Source organism: Curtobacterium luteum (assembly GCF_014646995.1).
GTDB classification, from domain to species: Bacteria; Actinomycetota; Actinomycetes; order Actinomycetales; family Microbacteriaceae; genus Curtobacterium; species Curtobacterium luteum.
The window spans coordinates 143,623-168,251 of the sequence record NZ_BMOI01000005.1 but is presented as its reverse complement, the minus strand read 5'-3'; the positions used below and the strand labels follow the sequence as shown (position 1 = coordinate 168,251).

The window sequence follows — 24,629 nt, the reverse complement described above, 5'->3', positions numbered from 1 at the left end:
GACTCGGCGTCAGCGACCGATCTCGCACGCCAGCGCTCGAGACACGTCGCTCACCGCGGGTCTCGCCCCGGTCCAGCCCGGCCAGGCCAGGCAGCACGCCGCGCTCACGCCACCCGCCAGACCAGCCCCTCCTGCGCGCCGGACGGGTACGCCGACGCGATCCGGAACACGGCCTCACGCAGCGTCTCCGGCGAGCACGCGAGGTTGAGCCGGGCGAACCCCCGCCCCTGCGACCCGAACCCGAGGCCGGAGTTCAGCGCGACGTACGCGTGCTCCCGCAACGGCACCGCCGGGTCGTCCCCGAGCCCGATGCCCCGGAAGTCGAGCCATGCCAGGTAGCCCGCGCGAGGCCGGGTGTAGACCACACCCGGCAGGTGCTCCGCGAGCAGCGAGCCGAGCAGCCGTTCGTTCGCGACGATCCGCGCGACCACGTCGTCGAGCCAGTCGGTCGCGAGCGTGAACGCCGCCGTGTTCGCGTGCAGGCCGAGGATGCTCGTCCGGCAGGCGACCTCTTCCCAGAGGGTGTCGAGGAGCGCTGCCGTCCGCCCGTCCCCCGCCACGATGACCGAGCACTTCACCCCGGCGAGGTTCCACCCCTTGCTCGCCGACGTCACGCACACGCTTCGGGCCCCGGCCGGCTCCGCCACCATCGCGAAGGGGGTGAACCGGACGCCCGGGTGCGTGAGCGGTGCGTGGATCTCGTCGCTGACGACGAGCACGTCGTACCGCGCGGCCAGTTCGGCGAGCGCGACGAGGTCGGCGTGGTCGTGCACGAGCCCGACCGGGTTGTGCGGGTTGCAGAGCAGGAACACCCGGACACCGTCGGCGAACGCACGCTCGAGGCCGTCCAGGTCCAGCCGGTAGTCACCCCACTGCTCCAGCAGCGGGACCTCCTCGACCTGACATCGGGCTTCCTCGACCAGCTCGAAGAACGGCGGGTACACGGGCGGGGTGATCGCGACCCGCCCGCCGTCGGGCAGCGCGAGCCGGAGTGTCTCCACGATGCCCACGCTGACGTCGGTCGCGAGGTACACGCGTGCCGGGTCGACCTCCCAGCCCCACCGGTCACGGGCGAAGCCGGCGAACGCGGGGGCGAGCGGGCCCGACCCGTCGAGGTAGCCGAGGTCCGACTGCTGCACCCGCTCGATCAGGGCCTGTCGGATCTCGGGTGCCACCTCGTGGTCCATCTCGGCGACGAACAGCGGCAGCACCTCGGGTGCGTACCGCGTCCACTTGATGCTCGTGCGGACCCCGCGGAGGTCCCCGACCGGGTCCTGCTCGTCGTGCGCCATGCGTCCCAGGATGCACCGGCCTGGAGGCACGGCGCGACCCCGACCGTCATCCTGCGTCGCGCAGGCGCGCACCACGGGACGGCGACCCCGGGCTCGGCCTACTGTCGGCGTCATGAGCACGAGCACCGCCGACAAGGCGTCCACCCTCAAGCAGCTGCACGAAGCCCCCGAGGTCCTCCGCGTCGTGAACGTGTGGGACGCGATCAGCGCCAAGGTCGTGAGCGACCTCCCCGAGACCCGGGCGATCGCGACCGCCGGGCACTCGATCGCCGCGAGCCACGGCTACGAGGACGGCGGCATGCCCCTCGACGTCGCCCTCGCCGGAGCAGCCACGGTCGTCGCCGCCACCGACCTGCCCGTCACCGCCGACCTCGACGACGGCTACGACGACCCGGCCGAGACGATCCGACGCGCCATCGGCGTCGGGATCGTCGGCGCGAACGTCGAGGACCGCCTCCGTCCGTTCGACGAGGCCGTCGCCCGTGTCGCCGCGATCACCAAGGCCGTCGAAGCCGAGGGCATCGACTTCCAGCTCAACGCCCGCACCGACGCCATCGCCCGTGGCGGCGACCGCCCGCTCGACGAGAGCATCGAGGACGCCATCGCCCGCGGCAAGGCGTTCCTCGACGCCGGCGCCCCGCTCGTGTTCGTCCCGGGAGCGATCCAGCGCGACGTCGTCGAGCGCCTCGTGGACGGGCTCGGCCGCGGGAAGCTCTCGGTGATCGGCCTCCCGGGCGCACTGCCCGCCGCGGAGTACGAGGCCCTCGGCGTCGCCCGCATCTCGTACGGACCGCTCACGCAGCGCGTCGCGCTGCGCGCGCTCCGCGACCTGGCGACCGACCTCTACGGCGGCGGCGTCGTGCCGGAGGACACCCCCACCCTGAACTGAACCGGTCGACGGCCTGGAGGCGCGGGGCGGGCCTGCACCGTGCCTCCAGGCCGTCAGGGGTCGCGTCGCGACCTGCGCTAGCGTCGTGCCGTGACCACCGACGTCGACGCCCTGCTGACACCGCCCACCGCCGTCGCGGCGCGCGCGCTCGAGGTCGTCCGCACGTGGTCCCCGACGGCGCTCGTGAACCACTGCCTGCGGTCGTGGGCCTGGGCCTCGGTGATCGCCTCGTCCGCCGGGCTCGAGCCGGACCGCGAGCTGCTCTTCGTCTCGGCGATGCTGCACGACCTCGGGGTGACGCCGTCGTTCGACGCGCACACGATCCCGTTCGAGGACGCGGGTGGCGCGGTCGGGTCGGTCTTCGCGCTCGGTGCCGGGTGGGACCCTGCGCGAGCACGACGCGTCGGCGAGGTGATCGAGCGCCACATGTGGACCTCGGTGGACCCGGACGTCGACGTCGAAGGGCACCTGCTCGAGGTCGCGACCTCGCTGGACGTGTCCGGGGTCGGCTTCGACCTCGTGCCGCCGGACGTGCTCCGCACGGTGACCGCAGCCGTGCCCCGGCTCGACTTCTCCGCGACGTTCGCAGGACGCATCCACGAGCAGGCCGGGCGGAAGCCCGGATCCCCCGCGGGCCGGCTCGACCGGAGCGGCAACGTGGCGGCCGGTGGAGCCCGCTGGGACGCGTTCCTGGCCTGAGCCTGGACACCTGGCAGGTTCCGACCTATACTGTTGCTTTGGTGCACTGCAGCGAACCCATCTGATTCGCGCACACCGAACCGTCTCGACACCGATCCAACCGGGATCGCATTCCCACGAGACCACCGCTCGTCCCGACGGACGAGCCGCACGTCGACACACGGCGTGCGCGCCAGCGGACACCGCGAACGACCGGGACCACGAAGTCACGGACCGAGCAGCGGACACCGCGACGGCGCCGAACGACTCAGGAAGACCAGCACCATGAACACCATCACGAACGTCGGCAACGACCGACTCAGCATCATCGGGACCGCCCTCGCGGCTCCCGTCACCTCCCCCGACAACATCGCCGAGTTCCCCGTCCGGGACGTCTGGACCGGGCGCGAGTACCTCGTCCGGATGGACGCCGACGACCTCGGCGCCTTCGTCGCCCCCGGGGCACGCGTGGAGGTCCGCGGCGAGGCCGGCTGGACCATCCCCGGCCGGTCCTGGCGCGGCGAGGCCAGCCGCACGCTCCTGCAGGCGCAGGACGTCACGGCGGGTGAGCTCCTGCTCGCTGCTTGATCCACTCCCCCACGAAGCGCGTCGCCGGTCCTCCCGGCGGCGCGCTTCGTCGTGCACGGCCTCAGCGGCGGGAAGGCCCGTCAGCGCCGACGAACCGCGGCCGGCCGTCCGCGTCGAGGGGGCGCGCATCACCGGCCCGGCCCGCGGCGTCGCGCAGGCGGCGGATGAAGTCCGGGTCTTCCGGCTCGAGCACGTCATCCGGAGCCGGGATCACGACGAACTCGGAGGCCGGTCCGACGAGGAGGGTCGTCCGGATCAGGGCACCGTCGGGACCGACCGACGGCACCGAGACCGAGTCGGTCCGCGCGTTCGCGCCGAGCACCGCCGCGTAGTCCATGACCGCGTCCGCGATGAGATCGCCGGTCATCACGTCGACACCTTCGCAACTGATGTACTTCACGTTGTCCCCCTTCGTTCCCCGTGACGGTACGGAACGTGCCCGGAACGACACCGGAGGTCCGCGCATCCGGGCCAGGGCGTACCCCGGTCTCACGGGGTCCGGGTCTACTGTCCGATTCACGACCGCGGCATCGACGCGGTGAACAAGGAGTCGACATGCCGAATCGTCTGGAGTGGGTCAGGGACGCCGAGGACCACTGGAAGCTGTCGTTCGGTGCCGACCAGCTGTGCGAGGTCACACGGGCACGGCAGTACGTCGTCTCGTCGCCGGACCGCTCGATCCGCGGTGCACACTCGTCGCTCGAAGGGGCGCGCGCGCAGGTGCAGGCGTGGGTGCGGTGGAGCGGGCGCTGATCCTTCCCCTACACGGCTGAATCAGCAGTCGTAGGCGGTATAGTCCCTCGCTATGGGAGGGCTCCATGCGCGTCGATCGAGCTGCTGATCTCATCAAGTCGGCTCGGCTCGACATCGGCATGTCCCAGGCGGCGCTCGCGAGCGCGGCCGGCATGCAACAGCCCACGATCTCCGCGTACGAAAGTGGCCGACAGCAGCCCCGCGCAGAATCACTCGAGCGCATCCTCCGTGCGGCTCAGATACGTCCCAGCATCCCGCTCAGCATCTATGCGGACGACATCCTGATCGAGGCAAACCGGCACCACCTCGTGAACGTCCGCGTGTTCGGCTCCGCGATCCGCGGACACGACACCCCGAACAGCGACATCGACCTCCTCGTCGGGCTCACGTCGGAGGCGTCGCTCTTCGACCTCGGTGGCTTCGCACACGCGGTCGAGGAGATGACCGGCTTCGAGGTCGACCTGCTGACGGACGACATCGGCGACGACCCGCACTTCGCCCACGTCCTCGGTGAGGCCGTGCCGCTGTGAGCGACCGATTCCATCCAGTTCCGCGAGGCGAGTCCGAGCAACCACGCGAACGTTGGTCCGCGCTCCGAGAAGGCTTCCTCGACCTGCTCGCCGAGTGCTCCGAGATCGTGGAGCACGGGCGACCGGCATTCGACGCGCCGCGGAGTCTGACCTACCGTGCAGCGGAGGCAGTGGTGATCCACTTCGACGACCTTGTCGGACGCCTCCCCACAGACCGCGCTGCGCTGCTGCCCGAGGGACTGTCTCTCGCCGCAGTCCGACGGACGCGGAACATCCTGTCGCACGACTACCGAAAGGCGAAGAAGGAGATCGTCTGGGACGTGATCGAGCACCGCATCCCTGCGGTCATCATCGCGATCCTCGACTGACCATCCCGCTCGTCAGTACTCGCCCTTGATGACGAAGTAGGAGCCGCGGATCGTGCCGGCGAGCTTCGACCGCTGCCTGGCGAACTTGAACTTGTCCGTGAGCTCCTCAGGCACCTCCATGCCGTCGGACAGCTTGAACCCGACAGCCCGCTTCCCGCCCGGTTCGAGTGTGTAGAGCACATTGACCGACAACCCGGACTCGTAGAACACGTACGTCCAGCGCACGCCCTCGACCTCGAACTCGGTCGCCTCCAGCGCCGGGGACGCGATCGTCACATCCCGTTCGCGGAGGACCCGTGCGACGTACTCCACGAGGTCGGGGACCTCCGCCGCCGGCTGCGTGGTGAAGTCGACGTCGTACTTGTTCTTGAAGTACCGCGCCTCGTTCGCGCGGAGGCCAGCGAGTGCGTCGGCGACGGGCGAGGACTCCAGCCCGACGGTGGACACGGTCACGAAGTCGACGACGTACGACATGGGCGCTCCTCGGTGCTGGCTGCTCTGCGACAACCTAGCGCCGTGTGGCGGCGACGCGCCACAGCGAACCTGTCGTGATCAGACGAGCTTCTCGAACACCATCGTCGCCTGGATCCTGTCGCCCCTGCCGAAGCCGGTACTGCCCGACGACGACGTGGTGATCGTGTGCAGCCGGTACCCGAGCGCGGCCTGCGCGTTGATCGCCCGCTCGAGCTCGGTCAGGTTCCCGGAGCCCGTGCCGAAGAACTTCTCCTTGAGGACCACCTGCAGGACGACGTAGCTCATGCCCGCCGGCGCGGGCCGCGCGTTCGCACCCGACGTCGCCTCGGCCTGGATCCGGTCGATCATCCCGCCGATGCCGGGCGCGGGGGCCGCCGGCTGCTGCACCTGCTCCGTCCACGCGCTGCCGTCCCACCACCGCATCGTGCCGGAGCCGTCGTCGTACCACCCTGCCTGAGCGTTCGTCATGCGCCCATCCTGGCGCACGTCAGGGGCAGCGTGTCGATCGATCCATACTGGAAGGGTGACGACACTGCGAGGCACCCTGCGATCCACCGAGACCCGGGAATCCGAGGGCAGCGGTGACACCATCGGCGAGGCCCGAGCTGCCGCGATCGCGGGGCTCGACCTCGACGGGTTCGAGCTCCTCCAGGTCAACACGGTCACCAGCAAGGCAACGGGCGAGTCGACCGTCAAGGCGCTCGCCCGCTCGAAGGCACTCCGGCCGCACGAGGCGACCGGGCCGGACTACCGGGCCGCCGCTGCCGCGTACCGGGAGTCCGTGCCCGAGGGGTGGCAGGCGCAGAACATGCACGAGGTCGCCGAGTGACGACTCCGCGGCGCCTCAGTTGTTGAAGCGGAACTCCACCACGTCGCCGTCCTGCATGACGTAGTCCTTACCCTCGATCCGGGCCTTGCCGTGCGCGCGGGCCTCGGCGATCGAGCCGGCCGCCATGAGGTCCTCGAACGAGATGACCTCGGCCTTGATGAAGCCCTTCTCGAAGTCGGTGTGGATGACCCCGGCAGCCTGGGGCGCCTTCCACCCCTTGCCGATCGTCCACGCCCGCGACTCCTTCGGACCTGCAGTCAGGTAGGTCTGGAGCCCGAGGGTGTCGAACCCGATGCGCGCGAGCTGGTCGAGCCCGGACTCGGTCTGCCCGGTGGACTCGAGGAGTTCGGCCGCATCCGAGGGGTCGAGGTCGATGAGCTCCGACTCGATCTTCGCGTCGAGGAACACGGCCTGCGCGGGGGCGACGAGTGCCGCGAGCTCGGCCTTGCGCGCCTCGTCGGTGAGCACGGCCTCGTCGACGTTGAAGACGAAGATGAACGGCTTGGCGGAGAGCAGCCCGAGCTCGGCGATCGGCGTGAGGTCGATCGACGTCGCTGACAGCAGCGTGCCCTGCTCGAGGGCGGCACGCGCCTCCCGAGCGGTCTCGAGGACGACCGGCTCGGCCTGCTTGAGCTTGAGCATCTTCTCGTACCGCGGGAGCGCCTTGTCGATGGTCTCCATGTCGGCGAGGATCAGCTCGGTGTTGATGACCTCGAGGTCGTCCTTCGGCGAGACCTTGTTGGCCACGTGCACGACGTCGTCGTCGGCGAAGCCGCGGACGACCTGCGCGATGGCGTCGGCCTCGCGGATGTTGGCGAGGAACTTGTTGCCGAGGCCCTCGCCCTCGCTCGCACCCTTGACGATGCCGGCGATGTCGACGAACGACACCGGCGCGGGCACGGTCTTCTCGGAACCGAACAGCTCCGCGAGCTGGTCGAGCCGCGGGTCGGGCAGGTTCACCACGCCGACGTTCGGTTCGATCGTCGCGAACGGGTAGTTCGCGGCGAGGACCTGGTTCTTGGTCAGGGCGTTGAACAGGGTCGACTTGCCGACGTTCGGGAGACCGACGATTCCGATGGTGAGAGCCACGGGAGGACAGCCTACCCGCGACGGGGTCACGACCGGTCCGGCGTGCGGGCGCGGAGCCCGCTGACGCGGCCGGCGACGGCCTGGAGGCGCGGGGCGGGCCCGCCCCGCGCCTCCAGGCCGTCGCGGCGCAACGCCGTCGACAACCGCAGCCGATGTCGGAGCCCCGTGCGACGATCGGGACCGTGCCGTTGAACTTCACCGCCATCGACTTCGAGACCGCGAACAGCTCCCCTGCGAGCGCGTGCTCCGTCGGACTCGTGAAGATCCGCGCCGGCCGGGTCGCGGAGCGTGCCTCGTGGTTCATCCAACCGCCGGTCGGGCACGACGCCTTCCTCGAGTGGAACACCCGCATCCACGGGATCGTCGCCGCCGACGTCGTGGGGGCGAAGGGCTGGGCGGAGCAGTACGCGGACATCGTGGCGTTCGCGGACGGCGACGTCCTCGTGGCGCACAACGCCCGCTTCGACATGGGTGTGATCGCGGGTGGATGCGCCGCGACGGGGACGCCGCTGGCCGACCACCACTCCCTGTGCTCGCTGCAGGTGGCCCGCAAGACCTACACGCTCGAGTCCTACCGGCTGCCGATGGCCGCGCGCGCCGCGGGGCACGAAGGCTTCGCGCACCACGACGCCGCAGCGGACGCCGAAGCCTGCGCCGCGATCGTGGTGCACGCCGCGCAGCTCCACCGTGCGGACACGGTCGAGGCGCTGGGCGCTGCGACCCGGGTGCACGTGACGCCGGTCCGACCGCGTGAGGAGAAGCCGCGCACGGCCGCACCGCAGCCGCGGCTCTCCCGTCGACCGATGGTGTTCTCGGACTGACCACCGCGGTTCCGGAGGGCGACACCCGTCGTGCTCGTGCCCGGGGTGGCGGGGCCCGGTGGTATTGTCACGACATTCCCGCTGCAGCGGTGCCGCGCACGTCGACCCGGGTGGCAGCGGTGCCGCGCTCGAGCTCCCCGAAGGACCGCGATGACCAACGAAGGCCAGCTGCCGTCCGACCTGTTCATGGACCTGGACCGGTCCGGGCCGATGCCCCTCTACTTCCAGGTCGCATCGCGCATCGAGGACGCCATCCGCTCCGGTGCGATGCCGCCGGGGGCCCGGTTGGAGAACGAGATCGCGCTCGGGGAACGGCTCGGGTTGTCGCGGCCGACGATCCGTCGGGCGATCCAGGACCTCGTCGACAAGGGCCTGCTCGTGCGCCGTCGCGGCATCGGCACGCAGGTGGTGCACGGCCCGGTGACGCGGAAGGTCGAGCTGACGAGCCTGTACGACGACCTCGCGCAGGGGTCGCAGGTGCCGACGACGAAGCTCCTCGTCCGCGACGACGTCCCGGCATCGGACACCGTCGCCGAGGCGCTCGGCGTCGAGCCGGGGACGACGGTGGCGCACATCCGCCGGGTCCGGTTCGCCGAGGACGTGCCGATGGCGATCCTCGAGAACTTCCTGCCGCCCGAGTTCACGGACATCACGGACGAGGACCTCGCGGCGCACGGCCTGTACCAGCTGCTCCGCGGCCGCGGGGTGACGATGCGCGTCGCCAAGCAGCGGATCGGAGCGCGGGCGGTCACCGACGAGGAGGCCGGCCTCCTCGAGATCGAGGACGGCGACCCGGTGCTGACGATGAGCCGCACGGCGTACGACGCCTCGGGCCGAGCCGTGGAGTACGGCGTGCACTGCTACCGGCCGGACCGGTACTCCTTCGAGGTGACGCTGGTCGACAAGTAGGCGCTCGACGAGCCCGTCAGGAGGACGGGACCTGGAGCTCCCCGGTCACGTACTGCGCGCGGCCGAACCCGAACGACCAGTCCTGCGGGCCGTTCTCGACGTAGCCGATGAAGACGTCCTCGCTCGCGACGCCGACCTCGGTCAGCCGGTCGTGCACGGCGGCGTAGAGGGCCTGCTTCGCGTCGTCGGAGCGTCCGGCCTGCGTGAAGACCTGGATGATCACGACACCCTCGGTCCGTTCGAACCCGAGACCGGCGTCCTCCGCGATGATCTGCTGCGCCGGGTGCTCCGTGATGACCTGGAAGCGGTCACGCGGCGGGATGCCGTACTCGTCGACGATGGCGGTGTGGATCGCGTCGGCGATCGCGCGGACCTGCTCCGGGCTGCGGCCGGTGGCGAGGTCGATGCGGACGAGCGGCATGCTGCCTCCTGGGGTCGGGGATGCGAGGGGGTGCGCGGGTGCCCAGCGGACTGGAGGCGCGGTGCCAGCTTGCACCGCGCCTGCAGTCCGACTGTCGGTGCGTCTACAGCGCGGGGGTCGCCGCGGGGTACGTGAGCGCTCCGTCGACGCGCGCGACGTCGTGCCACGCGCCGTCGCGGAGGGAGGCCTCCGCCGCTTCGACGATGCTCGCGGCCGACAGGCCGTCGGCGACCGACGGAGCGAGCTGCTCACCGCGGAGCACGCTCGCGACGAACTGCGCGGCCTCGATGGTCTTGAGGTCGTCGTAGCCCATCGCCGTGCCCGCGCCGGGCTGGAACCGCGCGAACTCCCCGTCGCCCGGCGCGACGAAGTGCGTCGCGTAGCCGTCGACCTCCTGGCCGTCGAGGAAGACCTCGAGCTCGTTGAGGCGCTGGAAGTCCCACCGCACCGAGCCGCGGGTGCCGTAGACCTCGAGCGCGTACTCGGCGTGCGGGCCCCGCATCACCCGGCTGGAGTCCATCGTGCCGACGGCTCCGTCGTCGAAGCGGAAGAGCAGTGCGGCGTAGTCCTCGTTCTCGACGGGTCCGTGTTCACCGGTCGCAGCCGCCGTCCGGTCGATGATCCCCTGCCCCGGTCGCGGCCGTGTCGCGATGACGGTCTCGGCGAGCGCCGTCACGCTCGCGATCCGGCCCACCACGTACTGCGCAAGGTCGAGTCCGTGCGAGAGCAGGTCGCCGAGGACGCCCGAACCGGCCCGCTCCCGTTCGAAACGCCAGGTGAGCGGCGCCGCCGGATCGGCGGAGTAGTCGGCGAGGAGCGACCCGCGCACGTTCGTGATCCGGCCGAGCCGACCGCCGCGGACGAGTTCCCGTGCACGTTGGATCGCCGGGGCGTGCCGGTAGTTGAAGCCGACGCTCGTGACGATGCCGGCGGACCGGACGGCGTCGTGGATCTGCCGGGAGTCGCTGGCGTCCCGGCCCATCGGCTTCTCGATCCAGAACGGCTTGCCGGCTTCGGCCGCGGCGACGGCGACCTCGCGGTGGAGGAAGTTCGGCGAGCAGATCGAGACGACGTCCACCTCGGGGTCGGCGATGACCTCGCGGTGGTCGGCCACGGCGCGCTCGTAGCCGAGTCGGTCGACGGCCTGGTCGCGGGCGGCCTCGACCGGGTCCGCGGCGACGACGAGCCTCGGGTGGACGCCGAGCTCCGGGAAATGGTCGGGCAGCGCCCGGTAGGCGCGTGAGTGCAGCCGTCCCATCCAGCCGACGGAGACGAGGCCGACGCCGAGGCGGTCGCGGGCGTCGGGGGCGCGTCCGGTCATGCGGCGGGGAGGATGATGTCGCGGACCAGCGCGTCGAGTTTCGCGTCGGCGTCGAGGAACTGCCGCAGCGTGGTCACCGTGGCGCCGAACCGGTCGAACTCGTCGATCGTCATGCCGTCGACGTCGTACCCGCGGGCGAACTCCGGTGTGGCTGCGCGGAGCGCCGCGATCACGTCGGCCGGCACCTCGTCGTGGATCGCGTCCGGGCGCCACGGGAAGCCGTTGTCGTTGATGTCCTCTGCCCACTGGAACGGCGGCGACACCACGAGGTCTCCGCCCTGGAACTCCGACCACTGCAGCGGGTTCCGGAAGGCGGCGACGAGCACGCGCGACCGGAAGCCGCGCTCCTGGACCACCCGGTAGGCGTGCTTCACCGCCGCGACTCCGGCCCACTCGAGGATGCCCGGGTCGAGCATGACGTGGTCGCGCGCCACGACGGTCTTCAGCCAGTCGTCGAACCGGCCGGCCATGAGGGTGACGACGTGCCCGAACTCCTGCTCGGGCAGCCCGTCGGCGGCGCGGCGGTCGAGAGCGCGCTCGATGGCCTCGCCCACGGCCACGACCTGCGGCACGGTGAACGACACGGTGGCGTTGATCGAGACACCCCGGTACGCGGCTTCCTCGATCGCGGCGATGCCGGTCTTCGTCGCGGGGATCTTCACGATGATGTTCGGCGCGAGCCCGGAGAACCGCACGGCCTGCTCGACGAGGGCGTCGCGGTCACGGTGGAGGCGCGGGTCGGTCTGCATGCTCAGTCGGCCGTTCCGCCCGCCGGACGCCTCGAACGCGGGCACGAGTTGCTCGGCCGCGGCGACCGAGAGCTCCTCGACCGCCTTCCACCCGATCCAGGACTCCCCCGCCGTCGGGTGCTCGGCAGCGATCGCACGGATGCGGGGCACCCACCGCTCGGGGTCCTGCTGGATGCAGGTGAAGGCGATGACCGGGTTGCAGGTCGCGCCGACGGCCCCGTACTCGTGGATCGCGGTGGACAGCTCGTGCGGCTCGGCGGAGTCGTTCCAGAGCGCCGTCGGCGTCTGCGTCGCGGCCTGCAGGGTGACCGGCCTGGTGTCGACGGCGGAGGGGTCGGTCGACACGTCGAGCGGGGTGGTCATCGGGTCGGTCCCGTCGTGGTGGGGCCGACCCCGGCGAGCGCGCCGGCACCGGCCGTGGTGGGTTCGTAGAAGGCGGGCTTCGCGGTGGCGTACGTGACGTGCTCGAGCGCTCCGGACTGCTGGGCGCGGACGGTGACCTCAGCGACCACGGACGCCGTGTAGCCGTCCCAGGCGCTCGGGCCGTCGATGCCACCGTTCCGTGCGGCGTCGACCCAGCGCTGGACCTCTTCGTCGTAGGCGGCGCCGAAGCGCTCGATGTACGACGGCGTGACGCCCTGGCCGGACACCCCCGCCGAGACGACGTGCATCGTGGTCTCGCGGCCGATGTACGCGACGCCCGACTCGAACACGGCGTCGGTCGTCACCTGGTACCCGAACTGCGCGTTGACGCTGATCTCGACGATCGACATCGTCCCCGACGCGGTCGTGAAGAGCACGAACTGCGGTTCGGGCAGGTCGGCGGGTGCGAGCGAGTTCCGGCGCGGCTTCTTCACCTCGACCGAGACGATCGGCTCGCCCGTGAGGAACGGGATGATGTCGATCTCGTGGATCACGGAGTCGTGGATCAGCATCGACTCGCTGAAGTTCGGCGGCGTCGTCGGGTTGCGGTGCGCGTGGTGCAGGGCGAGCAGGGCACCGTTGGCGCCCGACTCGCGGAGCGCCTTGAGTTCCTGGTACCCGCGGTCGAACCGGCGCATGAACCCGACCTGGATGCGCGGCCGGTCGGACGTCGCCTGCTCGAGCTCGACGATGCGGAAGGAGTCCTCGGCACTCGTGGTGAGGGGCTTCTCGCAGAGGACCGCGAGACCGCGCTCGATCGCGGGCACCAGGACGGGCTCGTGCAGGAAGCCGGGGGTGGCGACGATGACGGCGTCGATCGGCGTGGCGTCGAGGGCGTCCTCGAACGACGCGGCAGTGATCGCGCCGGGGGCCTTCGCGGCGGCGGCCGTCGCGCGTGCGACATCGGGTTCGACGACGGCGACGACGTCCGCACCGGCGATGGTGGACGTGATGCGACGGACGTGGTCGCTGCCCATCGCGCCGGCACCGACGACGGCGACGCGGAGGTTCTCGGTGGTGCTCATGGGTTCTCCTGGAGGTGACGACTGGGGACGACCGCCGGTCGTCGCTGATGACTCGGGTCGCGCCGGTGGGCGCTCGGCGCTACGAGACGCGTGCGGCCGAGGTCGAGCCGAGGATGTGCTGGAAGGTGCGCTCGGCGATCGGCCCGGGTGCGTCGACCGAGCAGCCGTACATGTCCTGCTCGACGATGCCGAACACCTCGGGGTTGATCGCGGCGACGGCCTCGATGATCGGGGCGAGGTCCGGGGTCCCGTGCGGCGGCTCGACCATGATGCCGTCGGCGACCGCGGTGCTGAACGGCACGTCGTTCTTGAGGACGTCGAACAGCAGCTCCGTGTCGACCTGCTTGAGGTGGAGGTAGCCGATGCGCTCCGGGTGCTCGGCGATCATCCGGAGGTTGTCACCGCCGTAGTAGGCGAAGTGGCCGGTGTCGAGGCAGAGGTTCGTGTACCGCGGGTCGGTGACCTCGAGGAACCGGACGGTCTCACGGAACGTGCCGATGTGGCTGTCCGCGTGCGTGTGGAACTGCTGGTGGACGCCGTACTCCTCGAGGAGCGCCTTGCCGAGCTGGTCGTGCCCCTTGCCGAGGCGCTCCCACTGCTCGTCGGTCAGGGTCCGCGGCTCGAGGACCTCGTTGTTCGCGTCGGACCGCCACAGGTCGGGGATCGTGACGAGGTGCTCGGCACCGAGCTTCGACGCGAGACCTTCCACCTTGACGGCCTGGTCCCACGCGCGCTGGAACTGCTCGTCGCCCTTGTGGAGGCCGGTGAACACCGTGCCCGCGGACAGCTCGAGGCCCCGGGACTCGAGTTCGTCGGACAGCTGGGACGGGTCGGTCGGCAGGTACCCGTAGGGCCCGAGCTCGATCCAGCGGTAGCCGGCGGCAGCGGCCTCGTCGAGGAAGCGCTGCCACGGCACCTGGCCGGGGTCGTCGGCGAACCAGACGCCCCACGAGTCTGGGGCGGTCCCGATCCGGATGGCGTCGGTGGCGGTGGCGGTGTCGGTCATGACGTCGGTGTCCTCCGGGGTGTGGGTGGGTCGTTCAGCCGAGGAGGGGTCGCTGCGCCGCGACCTGCTGCTCGTAGGTGGCGCGGGCCTGCTGCGTGCTCGGCAGGGTGGACGTCTGCGCGACGGGGACGTCCCACCAGCCGTCGCCGTCCGGGGCGTAGACGAGCGGGTCGGCGTGCACGTGCACGAGCGTCGTCCGGTCGTTCGCCTTGGCCTGACGGACGGCGGCGGTGAGGTCCTCGATCGCGTTCGGCCCGGGCTGGACCTCGATCACGTCGACGCCGTAGGAGCGGGCGTTGGCGGCGAGGTCGACCGGCAGGACCTGCTCGCCCTCGAACGACCCGGTCTCGTCGAGGTAGCGGTACTTCGTGCCGTACCGCTCGGAGCCGACGGTCTCGGAGAGGTGCCCGATCGACGCGTAGCCGTTGTTCTGGATGAGGACGACGACGATCTTGATGCCCTCGGCCACGGCGGTGACGAGCTCGGTGTGGAGCATGAGGTACGAGCCGTCGCCGACCATCACGATCGCGTCGCGGTCGGGGGCGGCCCGGCGCACCCCGATGCCACCGGCGATCTCGTAGCCCATGCACGAGAACGCGTACTCGACGTGGTAGCCGAGCGGGTCGCGGACGCGCCAGAGCTTGTGGAGGTCGCCCGGGAGCGACCCCGCCGCCTGGACGACGACGTCGCGGGGATCGGTGGCCGACTGCACGGCGCCGATGATCTCGGACTGACCGGGGACGGCCAGTCCGGACGGCGCGAAGGCGGCGTCGACCGTCTCGTCCCAGGAACGCTTGCGGTCCGCGATCTCCGCCGCGTACCGGTCCGACACCGAGTGGGACGTGAGCTGCTCCGTCAGCGCGACCAGCGTCTCCCGGGCGTCCGCGACGACGGGCAGCTGCGAACCGTGCTTGTACGCGTCGAACGCCGCGACGTTGACGTTCACGAACGTGACGTCCGGGTGCTGGAACGCGGTCCGGGACGCGGTCGTGAAGTCGCTGTACCGGGTGCCGATGCCGATGACGACGTCGGCCTGCGCGGCGATCGCGTTCGCGGCAGCGGTACCGGTCGCGCCGATGCCGCCGAGGTACTGCGGGTGGTCCCAGACGAGGGAGCCGCCGCCGGCCTGCGAGGTGCCGACGGGGATGCCGGTCGCTTCGACGAACGCGGCGAGCGCCTGCTCCGCGCCGGAGTAGAGCACGCCGCCGCCGGCGACGATCACCGGACGCTCGGCGGCCGCGATCGCCGCCACCGCCCGGGCCAGCGGTCCGTGCTCGGGCAGCGGACGGCGGACGTGCCACTCGCGCGGCTGGAGGAACGACACGGGGACGTCGAGCGCCTCGGCCTGCACGTCCTCCGGGAGCGCGATCGTCACGGCACCGGTCTCGGCGGGATCGGTGAGGACCCGCATCGCAGCGAGGGCGATCGAGAACAGCTGCTCCGGCCGCTCGACCCGGTCGAAGAACCGGGACAGGGGCCGGAACGCGTCCGTGACCTGCAGTGACGTGTCGTGCGGCATCTCGATCTGCTGCAGCACGGGGTCGGTGGTCCGGGTCGCGAAGGTGTCCGACGGCAGCAGGAGCGCGGGGAGTCGGTTCGTCGTCGCGAGCGCTGCACCGGTGAGCATGTTCGCGGCGCCGGGCCCGACCGACGCCGTGGCCGCGTAGGTCGCGCGACGACGGCGCATCCGGGCGAAGCCGACGGCCTGGTGCACCATGGCCTGCTCGTTGCGTGCCTGGTGGTAGGGCAGCAGACCGGGCTGTTCGACGTGGAGCTGCTTCACCGCCTGCCCCAGCCCGGCGACGTTGCCGTGACCGAAGATGCCGAAGATGCCCGGGATCGTGCGCTCACGCTCGTCCCCGTCGACGGTCCACTGGTTCGCCAGGAACTCGAGGAGCGCCTGGCCGACGGTCATCCGCCTGGTCGCCCCGGATCGTGGGCTCTCGGTCATCGGACGCGGTCCTTTCCGTAGGGCAGGCGCGGGTCGATCGACTCCGATCCCCACGCCTGACGGACCCAGCCGTGGGCCGGGTCGTCGGTGATGTCCCACACGCGTTCCGGCCCGGGGCCGGCCATCACGTTGAGGTAGTACATGTCGTAGCCGGGGGCGGCCACGGCGGGTCCGTGCCAGCCGTACGGCACGAGGGCGATGTCGCCCGTGCGGACCTGACGGAACTCGTCGATCGGACGGTCGTCGGAGGCGTACGTCCGGTGCAGCGCGAACGGGTCGGCCTCCGGCGGAGCCTCGAGGCCCCGGGCGACCGCGGCCTCGTAGTAGTAGATCTCCTCGAGGTCGGACTCCACGCCGGGCACGGTCGTGTCGTGCTTGTGCGGCGGGTACGACGACCAGTTGCCGGCGGGCGTGATCACCTCGCACACGATCACCCTGTCCGCGTCGAGGGCGGCGGGGGTGCCGAAGTTGTGCACCTGCCGACTCGCGTGCCCGGCGCCGCGGAGCTCCACCGGCACGTCCTGCCGGGCCGTGTACGTCGTCGGCTTGACCACCGCGGTGATCGCTCCGGCGACCGCGACCCGACCTGCTCCGGTGATCCGGGCCTCCGTCCCGGAACCCAGGTACAGCACGTCGGTCGGTCCGTCGAAGACGCTCCCCCGTCCCTCCAAGCCCTGCGCACCGGTGCCTGCGGCACCGTCGTACGTGACCTCGAAGGAGCCGGCGAGCGGCACGACGATGCGTTCCACCGCACCGGCCGGGAGGCGCAGCTCACCGCCGTCGGCGAGGCTCCCGGTCCGCAGACCGGTGTGCGCCCACCCCGCGATCCGTCCGTCCACGACGTCCGTCCAGCCCGCCTCGGGGCGGGAGCCGGCGGGGATGAACCAGGTGTCGTTCGTCATCGGTGCGCGTCAGCCGTTCGACGGGAAGCCGAGGTCGACGCCGCCGTGCGTGGCCGGGTCCAACCACCGCGAGGTGATCGCCTTCTGCCGGGTGAAGAAGCTCACGCCGTCGGTGCCGTACGCCTTGTGGTCGCCGAAGAGGGAGTTCTTCCACCCGCCGAACGAGTAGTACGCGACCGGCACCGGGATCGGGACGTTGATGCCGATCATGCCGACCTGCACGTCGCGCTGGAACCGACGGGCAGCGCCGCCGTCGTTCGTGAAGATCGCCGTGCCGTTGCCGAACGCACCCGAGTTGATGAGGTCGAGGCCCTCCTCGTAGGTCTGCACCCGGACGACGGAGAGCACCGGGCCGAAGATCTCCTCGGTGTAGACGCGGCTCGTCGTCGGGACCTTGTCGATCAGCGTCGGGCCGAGCCAGAACCCGTTCTCGTCCCCGTCGGGTCGGACCGTGCGGCCGTCCACCACGACCTCGGCACCGTCCTGCTCGGCGACCTCGATGTACGAGGCGACCTTGTCGCGGTGCTGCTTCGTGACGAGCGGGCCCATGTCGCAGCCGCGGCGGCCGTCACCGATGCGCAGCGTCGCCGCGCGCTCCGTGATCTTCGCGACGAGCTCGTCCGCGACCGTCCCGACCGGCTCGGCCGCCACGTCGCTTCGCGACGCGTCGGTACCGGCCGGCCGGGGCCCATCGACGGCGACGACGACCGAGATCGCCATGCAACGCTCGCCGGCGGAGCCGAAGCCCGCGTTCACCGCGTTGTCGGCGACGAGGTCGAGGTCCGCGTCCGGCAGCACGAGCATGTGGTTCTTCGCACCGCCGAGGGCCTGCACCCGCTTGCCGTGCTTCGTGCCCGTCTCGTACACGTACTGCGCGATCGGGGTCGAGCCGACGAACGAGATCGACTCGACGTCGGGGCTCGTCAGCAGCCCGTCGACCGCGGCCTTGTCGCCGTTGAGCACGGTGAAGACGCCGTCGGGCAGACCGGCTTCGGTGAACTTCCGCGCCAGCCAGATCGCGGCGGACGGGTCCTTCTCGCTCGGCTTGAGCACCACGGTGTTGCCGGCGGCGATCGCGATCGGCAGGAACCACAGCGGCACCATCGCCGGGAAGTTGAACGGCGAGATGATGCCGACGACCCCGAGCGGCTGGCGGATCGAGTACACGTCGATCCCGGTCGAGACCTGGTCGGAGAACTCGCCCTTCATCAGGCTCGGGATGTTCGTCGCGAGCTCCACGACCTCTTGTCCGCGGGCGATCTCGCCGAGCGCGTCGTCGATGACCTTCCCGTGCTCGCTCGTGATGATCTCGGCCAGCTCGGCCTTGTCGCGGTTGAGGACCTCGCGGAACGCGAAGAGGATCTGCTGCCGCTTCGCCAGGGAGAGGTTGCTCCACGCGGGGAACGCCGCCTTGGCGCTCGCGATGGCCGCCTGGATCTCGGACTCGTCCGCGAGGGCGACCTGCTTCGTCGCGATGCCGAGCGCCGGGTCGTAGACCGGTGCCGTCCGCCCCGACGTCGACGCCACGTGCGCCCCGTCGATCCAGTGGCCGACGGTCGTGGTGGTCTGGTCCGTGGTGGTCATGCGTTGCTTCCTTCCGGGATGGACGAGCCCATGGTGGTGGACGGGGCAGGCGAGTCGGCGGGACCGCGAGCCGGTGTGGAGAACGCGCCCCGCGCCTCCCGGCTGTGGACGAGCGAGGACGCGACGTCGACGGCGGCGGCGACGTCGTCGTCCGGCGGGTAGAGGAGGGTCCGTCCGACGACGAGCCCGCGGACGCCGGGCAGTGCGAGCGCGTCCGCCCACCTGGCGTAGGTCTCGACCGGGCGCGTGGACGGATCGCCGCCGAGCAGCAGCGTCGGCAGCGTGGTGGCGGCCATGACGCGTTCCATGTCGTCGACGACGGGGATCTTGAGCCAGCTGTAGGCGCTCGACTCCCCGAGGCCGGCCGCGATCGCCATCGACGTGATGACCGCGTCGGCCGTGAGGTCGTTCACGACCTTCCCGTCGCGCCAGGACGACATGAACGGCTCGAGCATGATCGGCAGCCGCAGCGCCGCGGCCTCGCTGACGGCCCGCGCCGTCGCCTCGAGGGTCGGGGCGGTCGCGGCGTCCTCGAGCGCGACGCGGACGAGGAGCTTGGCGAAGTCGAGACCGGCGTCCTTGATGGCGCGTGCCGAGTACGCCGTGTACCGGTCGTCCATCTCGAACGTCGCCCCGCGGAGTCCGCCGCGGTTCATCGAGCCGACCACGACCTTGTCGTCGAGGGCCCCGAGGAGCGCGAGGTCCTCGATGACGTCCGGCGTCCCGAGCACCCCGTCGACCCCGGGCCGACCGAGGGCCGTGACGAGCCGCTCGAGGAGGTCGTACCGGTCGGCCATCGCGGACGCGTCGTCCCGGACGGCGAGGGCACCTCGGGCCGGGTGGTCCGCGGCCACGATGAACAGCTTCCCGTCGTCGGCGAGGAGCGGGCGCTGCCGTCGCGCTGCCAGGGCGTCCGCGACCTGCTCGGGGTGGGCTGCACGCAGGTCGCGTAGGCGCTGGAAGTCAACGGTCGTGAGCTCAGGCATCCGCCGTCTCCTCGATGGTGTGCGTCGTCCCCGGTGCCGGGTTCGCGCGGATGAACCGCTCGATCTCGTCGCTCGTCGGCATCGCCGTGGAGCACTCGAAGCGGGTGGCGACGATCGCGCCCGCGGCGTTCGCGAACGCGAGGGTCCGGTCGAGTGCCCACCCCTGGAGGAGTCCGTGGGTCAGGGCCCCGCCGAAGCCGTCGCCGGAGCCGAGGCCGTTGACGACGTCGATCGTGTGGGGCCGGAACTCGACGAGCTCGTCACGGGTCTTCGCCAGCACGCCCTTCGGCCCCTGCTTCACGATCGCGATCTCGACACCGCGTTCCAGCAGGGCGTCGGCGGCGCGCACGGGGTCGGTCTCGCCGACCGCCACCTCGCACTCCTCCCGGTTGCCGACGGCGACCGTGGCGTGCTCGAGGGCGACCGCGACCTCGCGGGACGCGGCCTCCGGGCTCGACCAGAACACCGGTCGGTAGTCGAGGTCGAGCACGGTGTGCCGGGCGGTCGGTGCCGCGGCGTCGGTGCGGGCCCGCAGCGCGACGTGGTGGGCGTGCCGGCTCGGCTCCTCGCTGAGGCCCGTGACGGTCGTCCAGAAGATGCGCGCGCGCTCGATCTCGCGGAGCGGGAGGGACGCCGCCGTGATCATGAGGTCCGGGGCCTTCGGCGCACGGTAGAAGTAGAGCGGGAAGTCGTCCGGCGGGAAGACCTCGCAGAAGGCGACGGGGGTGTTCAGTCCGTCGACGGTCTCGACGAACGCGTTCGAGACGCCGAACTCGGGCAGGGTGCGGGCGATGTAGCGGCCGAAGGGGTCGTTGCCCGTGCGGGTGATGACCGCCGTGTCGGCGCCGTGTCGGGCCGCGGCGATGGCGACGTTCGTCGCGCTGCCGCCGACGGACTTCGAGAAGCTGGTGACGTCCTCGAGGGGGCCGGTCTGCTGCGGGTAGACGTCGACGCTGACGCGGCCCATGGTGATCACGTCGTGTGCGTGGGGTGCTTCGTGCGGCATGCGACGGGGTGGACCTTCCGTGCGGCGTCGTCGGCGGACGGTCCGACTGTACACCCGCTTTGCCCTAATGTCATTACATGGCGCTCGCGAGGTCGCCGGGGTGGGACGGCGGCGGGCCGCGACGGCGCGGCGCGTCGGCGCGGCGCGAGGTCGCCGGTCGGCCGGCGGCGGCACGGTCGACGGCCTGGAGGCGCGGTGTCGGTGGGTCCTGCCAGGGTCGCGTCATGCAGATCCTCGCCCTGGTCATCGGTCTCGTCATCGGCGTCGCCGTCGGCGCCGTCGTCGCGTGGGCACTCGCGCGGTCACGCGCCGGGGTGGACGCCGCCGCGGCGAACGCCACGGCGGACGCACTGCGTGCGCAGCTCGACACGGTGCGCGCCGACGCGGAGGAGCGCCTCGACGCGCAGGACGCCCAGTACCGTCGGCAGGTCGACTCCCTCGAGCGCCGTGCGGCGGAACTCGAACACCTCGTGCAGCGGATGCACGGGGCGGACGCGGCCCGGAACCAGAACGAGTCGAAGGTCCTCTCGGCGCTGAGCCCGGTCGCGCAGACGCTCGACGTCATGCGCGCCAAGATCGCCGAGCTCGAGCAGTCCCGCAGCGAGCAGTACGGCGCCCTGTCCGCGCAGCTCCGGTCGGCCGCCGAGTCCGAGGAGCGCCTCCGGGCCACGGCGGACACCCTCGCGAGCGCGCTCTCGTCGAACAGCACGCGCGGCGTGTGGGGCGAGACGCAGCTCCGGAACGTGGTCGAGGCAGCCGGGCTCCTGGAGCGGGTCGACTTCGACGTGCAGAGCTCGGTCACGACGTCCGCCGGGGCGGCGCGTCCGGACATGGTCGTGCACCTGCCCGGCGGCAAGACCATCGCGGTCGACGCGAAGGTGCCGTTCAGCGCCTACCTCCAGGCCGCGGAGATCCCCGCCACCGCGACCGGCGCCGAGGGGGCTCGCCGCGACCAGCTCCTGCAGCAGCACGTCCGAGCGCTCCGCGCACACGTGGACGCCCTCGCAGCGCGGGAGTACTGGTCCGGGTACGACGCCTCCCCCGAGCTCACGGTGGCGTTCATCCCGTCGGAGTCGCTCATCGCCAGCGCCCTCGCCGCGGACCCGGGGCTGCTCGACCACGCCTTCCGCAAACGCGTCGCTCTGGCGTCGCCCGTGACGCTCTGGTCGGTGCTGAAGACGGTCGCCTTCTCGTGGCAGCAGGACGTCGTGACGGCCGAGGCGCGCGAGCTCTTCCGGGTCTCCCGCGAGCTCTACGGACGCCTGTCCACGCTCGGCGGGCACGTCGACAAGCTCGGTCGGGCGATCCGGGGCACCGTCGTCGACTACAACCGCTTCGTGGGGTCACTCGAACGGCAGGTGCTGCCGAGTGCCCGGCGGCTCTCCCTGCTCGACGAGTCGAAGGTCATCGCCGACCCGGCGACGATCGACGACGAGCCGCGGCTGCTCACCGCGCCGGAGCTCGTCGGCGCCCTCGACGAGGACTGACCTCGGTACTGCGGTTCGGGCGCGGCCTTGCGGACGCTCATGCCGCACAACCGAAGTCCGCCCGAACCACGGGTACACCCGGTTCGGACGGACTTCGGTTGGGCGAGTACCAACGGCGCCACGCGGAGCGCGCGTCAGCCCCCGGGACAGCGGATCAGAACCACTTCTCGGCGCGGTGGTCGGCCTGGATGCGACGGATGGTGTTCGAACGGGACCGGAGCACGATCGAGTCCGTGTGGATGACGCCGCGCTCACGCCGGACCCCGTCCACGAGCACACCGTCGGTGACCCCGGTCGCGACGAAGAACGTGTTGTCGCCCGTGACGAGGTCGTCCTGGTCGAGGACCTTGTCGAGATCGTGTCCGGCGTCGATCGCCTTCTGCCGCTCCTCGTCGTCCTTCGGCTGCAGCTTGCCGAGGATCACACCACCGAGCGCCTTGATCGCGCACGCGGTGATGATGCCCTCCGGCGTGCCGCCGACCCCGACGCACATGTCGATCTTCGACCCCGGCAGCGCAGCCGAGATGCCGCCGGCGACGTCACCGTCGAGCAGCAGCCGCGTCCCGGCGCCGGTCGCACGGATCGCACGGATGAGCTCGTCGTGGCGGGGCCGGTCGAGGACGGCGATCTGCATGTCCTCGATGTCCTTGTCCTTCGCCTTCGCCAGGGCCCGGATGTTCTCCCCGATCGGCTTCTCCAGGTCGAGGACCCCGCGGCCCTCGGCACCGGCGGCGATCTTGTCCATGTAGAACACGGCGGACGGGTCGTACATCGACCCGCGGTCGGACACGGCCATCACCGAGATGGCGTTCTGCCGGCCGGCAGCGGTCAGCGAGGTGCCGTCGATCGGGTCGACCGCGATGTCGCACGCCGGACCGTGGCCGTTGCCGACGTGCTCGCCGTTGTAGAGCATCGGGGCGTTGTCCTTCTCGCCCTCGCCGATCACCACGACGCCGTCGAAGTTCACCGTGCCGAGGAACTTCCGCATCGCGTCGACCGCGGCACCGTCGGCGAGGTTCTTCTCACCACGCCCGACCCACGGCTGCGCACGGATCGCGGCGGCCTCCGTCGCACGGACGAGTTCGAGCGCGAGGTTGCGGTCGGGCTGGAGGAACAGGGAGCCGGTCTCAGTCGTGGGAGTCACGCTCCCAGCGTAGCGACGGCACGCCGCGAGGCGGGCCGGTCGCGAGCGCTGTGAACGCATGTGCAGCACGGACGGAACGCGCGCGCGTGACCCGGACCGTGCCTCTCCCCACCGGGCACGGCCAGCCCGGCGCTGGCGCGGCGGTCCGGAACCGGCCGGCGGGGCCCCGTGCGGCTGACTAGGCTCAGCGAGGACACCACCGAAGTCGAAGGAGATCGCAGTGCCCATCGCAACGCCGGAACAGTACGCCGAGATGCTCGAACGAGCGAAGGCCGGCAAGTTCGCCTACCCCGCGGTCAACGTCTCGTCCTCGCAGACGATCAACGCGGTCCTCCAGGGGCTGCAGGAGGCCGGCTCCGACGGCATCCTCCAGGTCACCACCGGTGGTGCGGACTACTTCGCGGGGCACACGGTGAAGAACCGTGCCGCCGGCGCACTCGCGATGGCGAAGTTCGCCCACGAGGTCGCGAAGAACTACGACATCACGGTGGCCCTCCACACCGACCACTGCCCGAAGGACGCGCTCGACGGTTTCGTCCTCCCGCTCATCGCCGCGAGCGAGGAAGAGGTCCGCCAGGGCCGCAACCCGATCTTCCAGTCCCACATGTGGGACGGCTCGGCGGTGCCGCTCGACGAGAACATCGAGATCGCGAAGACGATGATCGCGAAGACGCGGAACATCAACGCGATCCTCGAGGTCGAGATCGGCGTCGTCGGCGGCGAGGAGGACGGCGTCGCGCACGAGGGCACGAACGACGCGCTCTACACCACTCCGAACGACGTCGAGAAGGTCGTCGACGCGCTCGGCCTCGGCGACCAGGGCCGCTGGATCGCCGCGCTCACATTCGGCAACGTGCACGGCGTCTACAAGCCCGGCAACGTCAAGCTGCGTCCGGAGCTCCTCGGCGAGATCCAGGCCTCGGTCGCCGCGAAGCACGGCACCGGCGAGAACCCGCTCGACCTCGTCTTCCACGGCGGATCCGGCTCGACCGACGACGAGATCCACGAGGCCGTGCACAACGGCGTCATCAAGATGAACATCGACACGGACACGCAGTACGCGTTCACCCGGTCGATCGCCGACTCGATGTTCCGGAACTACGACGGCGTCCTCAAGATCGACGGCGAGGTCGGCAACAAGAAGCAGTACGACCCGCGCGCCTGGGGCAAGGTCGCCGAGACCGCCATGGCCGCCCGCGTGGTCGAGGCCGCGAAGGTCCTCGGTTCGGCCGGCCACACCAAGGGCTGATCCGGCAGGCAACGGCCGGGAGGCTCCCCACCGGTCACGGCCGGGCCGCCGCTGGCGCGTCGGCCCGGTACCGGCCGGCGTGGGCCCAGGGGCGCGTCCGACAGGACGCGCCCCTGCTGCGTCCGGTCGCCCTGGCCGCCGTCGGGGTGGTGCCG

General features: G+C 71.2%; 27 protein-coding genes. 11 read left to right on the top strand and 16 right to left on the bottom strand.

Annotated elements, in window-relative coordinates; all coding sequences use genetic code 11:
* Positions 1–104: 104 nt before the first annotated feature.
* Complete coding sequence (locus IEY20_RS07690; RefSeq protein WP_175328520.1) at positions 105–1,292, bottom strand: MalY/PatB family protein; 1,188 nt, start codon at positions 1,290–1,292, stop codon at positions 105–107.
* A gap of 112 nt (positions 1,293–1,404) precedes the next feature.
* Here IEY20_RS07690 and IEY20_RS07685 point away from each other — a divergent pair, with 112 nt between their 5' ends.
* The 3 genes from IEY20_RS07685 (at position 1,405) to IEY20_RS07675 (ending at position 3,447) form a co-directional block, all read left to right on the top strand.
* A complete protein-coding gene (locus IEY20_RS07685; RefSeq protein ID WP_175328519.1) occupies positions 1,405–2,181 on the top strand; it encodes an isocitrate lyase/PEP mutase family protein in 777 nt (258 codons plus the stop codon).
* Between the two features lie 90 nt (positions 2,182–2,271).
* On the top strand, positions 2,272–2,880 hold the full coding sequence (locus IEY20_RS07680) for an HD domain-containing protein (protein WP_022904910.1): 609 nt from the start codon (positions 2,272–2,274) through the stop codon (positions 2,878–2,880).
* Positions 2,881–3,144: 264 nt separating this feature from the next.
* Positions 3,145–3,447 carry a hypothetical protein gene (locus tag IEY20_RS07675; RefSeq protein WP_022904911.1) on the top strand — a complete coding sequence of 101 codons (303 nt, stop codon included), beginning with the start codon at positions 3,145–3,147 and terminating at the stop codon, positions 3,445–3,447.
* A gap of 61 nt (positions 3,448–3,508) precedes the next feature.
* On the opposite strand, the gene IEY20_RS07670 is transcribed toward IEY20_RS07675, so the two are convergent.
* Positions 3,509–3,847 carry a hypothetical protein gene (locus tag IEY20_RS07670; protein ID WP_022904912.1) on the bottom strand — a complete coding sequence of 113 codons (339 nt, stop codon included), beginning with the start codon at positions 3,845–3,847 and terminating at the stop codon, positions 3,509–3,511.
* Positions 3,848–4,002: 155 nt separating this feature from the next.
* On the opposite strand from IEY20_RS07670, the gene IEY20_RS07665 reads away from it, so the two are divergent.
* From IEY20_RS07665 to IEY20_RS07655, 3 genes are all read left to right on the top strand, one after another.
* Positions 4,003–4,200, top strand: coding sequence for a hypothetical protein (locus tag IEY20_RS07665; RefSeq protein ID WP_188889032.1), 198 nt, complete (start codon positions 4,003–4,005; stop codon positions 4,198–4,200).
* A gap of 65 nt (positions 4,201–4,265) precedes the next feature.
* A complete protein-coding gene (locus IEY20_RS07660) occupies positions 4,266–4,730 on the top strand; it encodes a helix-turn-helix domain-containing protein (RefSeq protein WP_042726877.1) in 465 nt (154 codons plus the stop codon).
* Complete coding sequence (locus IEY20_RS07655) at positions 4,727–5,098, top strand: HepT-like ribonuclease domain-containing protein (RefSeq protein ID WP_083882198.1); 372 nt, start codon at positions 4,727–4,729, stop codon at positions 5,096–5,098. Before IEY20_RS07660 ends, IEY20_RS07655 begins: the two co-directional genes overlap by 4 nt.
* 12 nt (positions 5,099–5,110) lie before the next feature.
* Here the strand turns inward: IEY20_RS07655 and IEY20_RS07650 are convergent, their stop codons facing one another.
* Complete coding sequence (locus tag IEY20_RS07650) at positions 5,111–5,572, bottom strand: DUF8821 family protein (protein WP_175328518.1); 462 nt, start codon at positions 5,570–5,572, stop codon at positions 5,111–5,113.
* A gap of 78 nt (positions 5,573–5,650) precedes the next feature.
* On the bottom strand, positions 5,651–6,040 hold the full coding sequence (locus tag IEY20_RS07645; protein ID WP_175328517.1) for a DUF2510 domain-containing protein: 390 nt from the start codon (positions 6,038–6,040) through the stop codon (positions 5,651–5,653).
* Between the two features lie 55 nt (positions 6,041–6,095).
* On the opposite strand from IEY20_RS07645, the gene IEY20_RS07640 reads away from it, so the two are divergent.
* Positions 6,096–6,401, top strand: coding sequence for a hypothetical protein (locus IEY20_RS07640; protein ID WP_022904917.1), 306 nt, complete (start codon positions 6,096–6,098; stop codon positions 6,399–6,401).
* Between the two features lie 15 nt (positions 6,402–6,416).
* On the opposite strand, the gene ychF is transcribed toward IEY20_RS07640, so the two are convergent.
* A complete protein-coding gene (ychF, locus tag IEY20_RS07635) occupies positions 6,417–7,490 on the bottom strand; it encodes a redox-regulated ATPase YchF (protein WP_175328516.1) in 1,074 nt (357 codons plus the stop codon).
* Positions 7,491–7,672: 182 nt separating this feature from the next.
* Here ychF and IEY20_RS07630 point away from each other — a divergent pair, with 182 nt between their 5' ends.
* Entirely contained in the window at positions 7,673–8,311 is a 639-nt protein-coding gene (locus tag IEY20_RS07630; protein WP_175328515.1) for an exonuclease domain-containing protein, read from the top strand.
* Between the two features lie 150 nt (positions 8,312–8,461).
* Positions 8,462–9,220 carry a GntR family transcriptional regulator gene (locus IEY20_RS07625; protein WP_175328514.1) on the top strand — a complete coding sequence of 253 codons (759 nt, stop codon included), beginning with the start codon at positions 8,462–8,464 and terminating at the stop codon, positions 9,218–9,220.
* 16 nt (positions 9,221–9,236) lie between these two features.
* Here the strand turns inward: IEY20_RS07625 and IEY20_RS07620 are convergent, their stop codons facing one another.
* From IEY20_RS07620 to iolC, 10 genes are all read right to left on the bottom strand, one after another.
* A complete protein-coding gene (locus tag IEY20_RS07620) occupies positions 9,237–9,641 on the bottom strand; it encodes a tautomerase family protein (protein ID WP_022904921.1) in 405 nt (134 codons plus the stop codon).
* A gap of 103 nt (positions 9,642–9,744) precedes the next feature.
* The gene (locus IEY20_RS07615) at positions 9,745–10,962 is read right to left on the bottom strand and encodes a Gfo/Idh/MocA family protein (protein ID WP_175328513.1); all 1,218 of its coding nucleotides are present in this window, start codon (positions 10,960–10,962) and stop codon (positions 9,745–9,747) included.
* Positions 10,959–12,074, bottom strand: a complete 1,116-nt coding sequence (locus tag IEY20_RS07610) for a transaldolase family protein (protein ID WP_175328512.1) — start codon at positions 12,072–12,074, stop codon at positions 10,959–10,961. Before IEY20_RS07610 ends, IEY20_RS07615 begins: the two co-directional genes overlap by 4 nt.
* Positions 12,071–13,159, bottom strand: a complete 1,089-nt coding sequence (locus tag IEY20_RS07605) for a Gfo/Idh/MocA family protein (protein WP_175328511.1) — start codon at positions 13,157–13,159, stop codon at positions 12,071–12,073. Before IEY20_RS07605 ends, IEY20_RS07610 begins: the two co-directional genes overlap by 4 nt.
* Positions 13,160–13,238: 79 nt before the next feature.
* On the bottom strand, positions 13,239–14,165 hold the full coding sequence (locus IEY20_RS07600) for a sugar phosphate isomerase/epimerase family protein (protein ID WP_175328510.1): 927 nt from the start codon (positions 14,163–14,165) through the stop codon (positions 13,239–13,241).
* Between the two features lie 34 nt (positions 14,166–14,199).
* Positions 14,200–16,116 (bottom strand): 3D-(3,5/4)-trihydroxycyclohexane-1,2-dione acylhydrolase (decyclizing), encoded by a 1,917-nt coding sequence (gene iolD, locus IEY20_RS07595; RefSeq protein ID WP_031274363.1) that lies wholly within the window; start codon positions 16,114–16,116, stop codon positions 14,200–14,202.
* On the bottom strand, positions 16,113–17,018 hold the full coding sequence (gene iolB / locus IEY20_RS07590; RefSeq protein WP_175328509.1) for a 5-deoxy-glucuronate isomerase: 906 nt from the start codon (positions 17,016–17,018) through the stop codon (positions 16,113–16,115). The genes iolD and iolB overlap by 4 nt, the downstream gene beginning before the upstream one ends.
* 9 nt (positions 17,019–17,027) lie before the next feature.
* Complete coding sequence (locus tag IEY20_RS07585) at positions 17,028–18,602, bottom strand: CoA-acylating methylmalonate-semialdehyde dehydrogenase (RefSeq protein WP_175328508.1); 1,575 nt, start codon at positions 18,600–18,602, stop codon at positions 17,028–17,030.
* On the bottom strand, positions 18,599–19,588 hold the full coding sequence (locus IEY20_RS07580) for a class I fructose-bisphosphate aldolase (RefSeq protein WP_175328507.1): 990 nt from the start codon (positions 19,586–19,588) through the stop codon (positions 18,599–18,601). The genes IEY20_RS07585 and IEY20_RS07580 overlap by 4 nt, the downstream gene beginning before the upstream one ends.
* The gene (iolC, locus tag IEY20_RS07575) at positions 19,581–20,594 is read right to left on the bottom strand and encodes a 5-dehydro-2-deoxygluconokinase (RefSeq protein ID WP_175328506.1); all 1,014 of its coding nucleotides are present in this window, start codon (positions 20,592–20,594) and stop codon (positions 19,581–19,583) included. Before iolC ends, IEY20_RS07580 begins: the two co-directional genes overlap by 8 nt.
* Positions 20,595–20,818: 224 nt before the next feature.
* Between iolC and IEY20_RS07570 the strand changes: the two genes are divergently transcribed.
* The gene (locus tag IEY20_RS07570; protein ID WP_175328505.1) at positions 20,819–22,081 is read left to right on the top strand and encodes a DNA recombination protein RmuC; all 1,263 of its coding nucleotides are present in this window, start codon (positions 20,819–20,821) and stop codon (positions 22,079–22,081) included.
* A 154-nt stretch (positions 22,082–22,235) separates the two neighbouring features.
* Here IEY20_RS07570 and glpX read toward each other — a convergent pair whose 3' ends face one another.
* Positions 22,236–23,225 (bottom strand): class II fructose-bisphosphatase, encoded by a 990-nt coding sequence (gene glpX / locus IEY20_RS07565; RefSeq protein ID WP_175328504.1) that lies wholly within the window; start codon positions 23,223–23,225, stop codon positions 22,236–22,238.
* A 220-nt stretch (positions 23,226–23,445) separates the two neighbouring features.
* On the opposite strand from glpX, the gene fbaA reads away from it, so the two are divergent.
* On the top strand, positions 23,446–24,474 hold the full coding sequence (gene fbaA, locus IEY20_RS07560) for a class II fructose-bisphosphate aldolase (protein ID WP_175328503.1): 1,029 nt from the start codon (positions 23,446–23,448) through the stop codon (positions 24,472–24,474).
* The last annotated feature ends 155 nt before the right edge of the window (positions 24,475–24,629 follow it).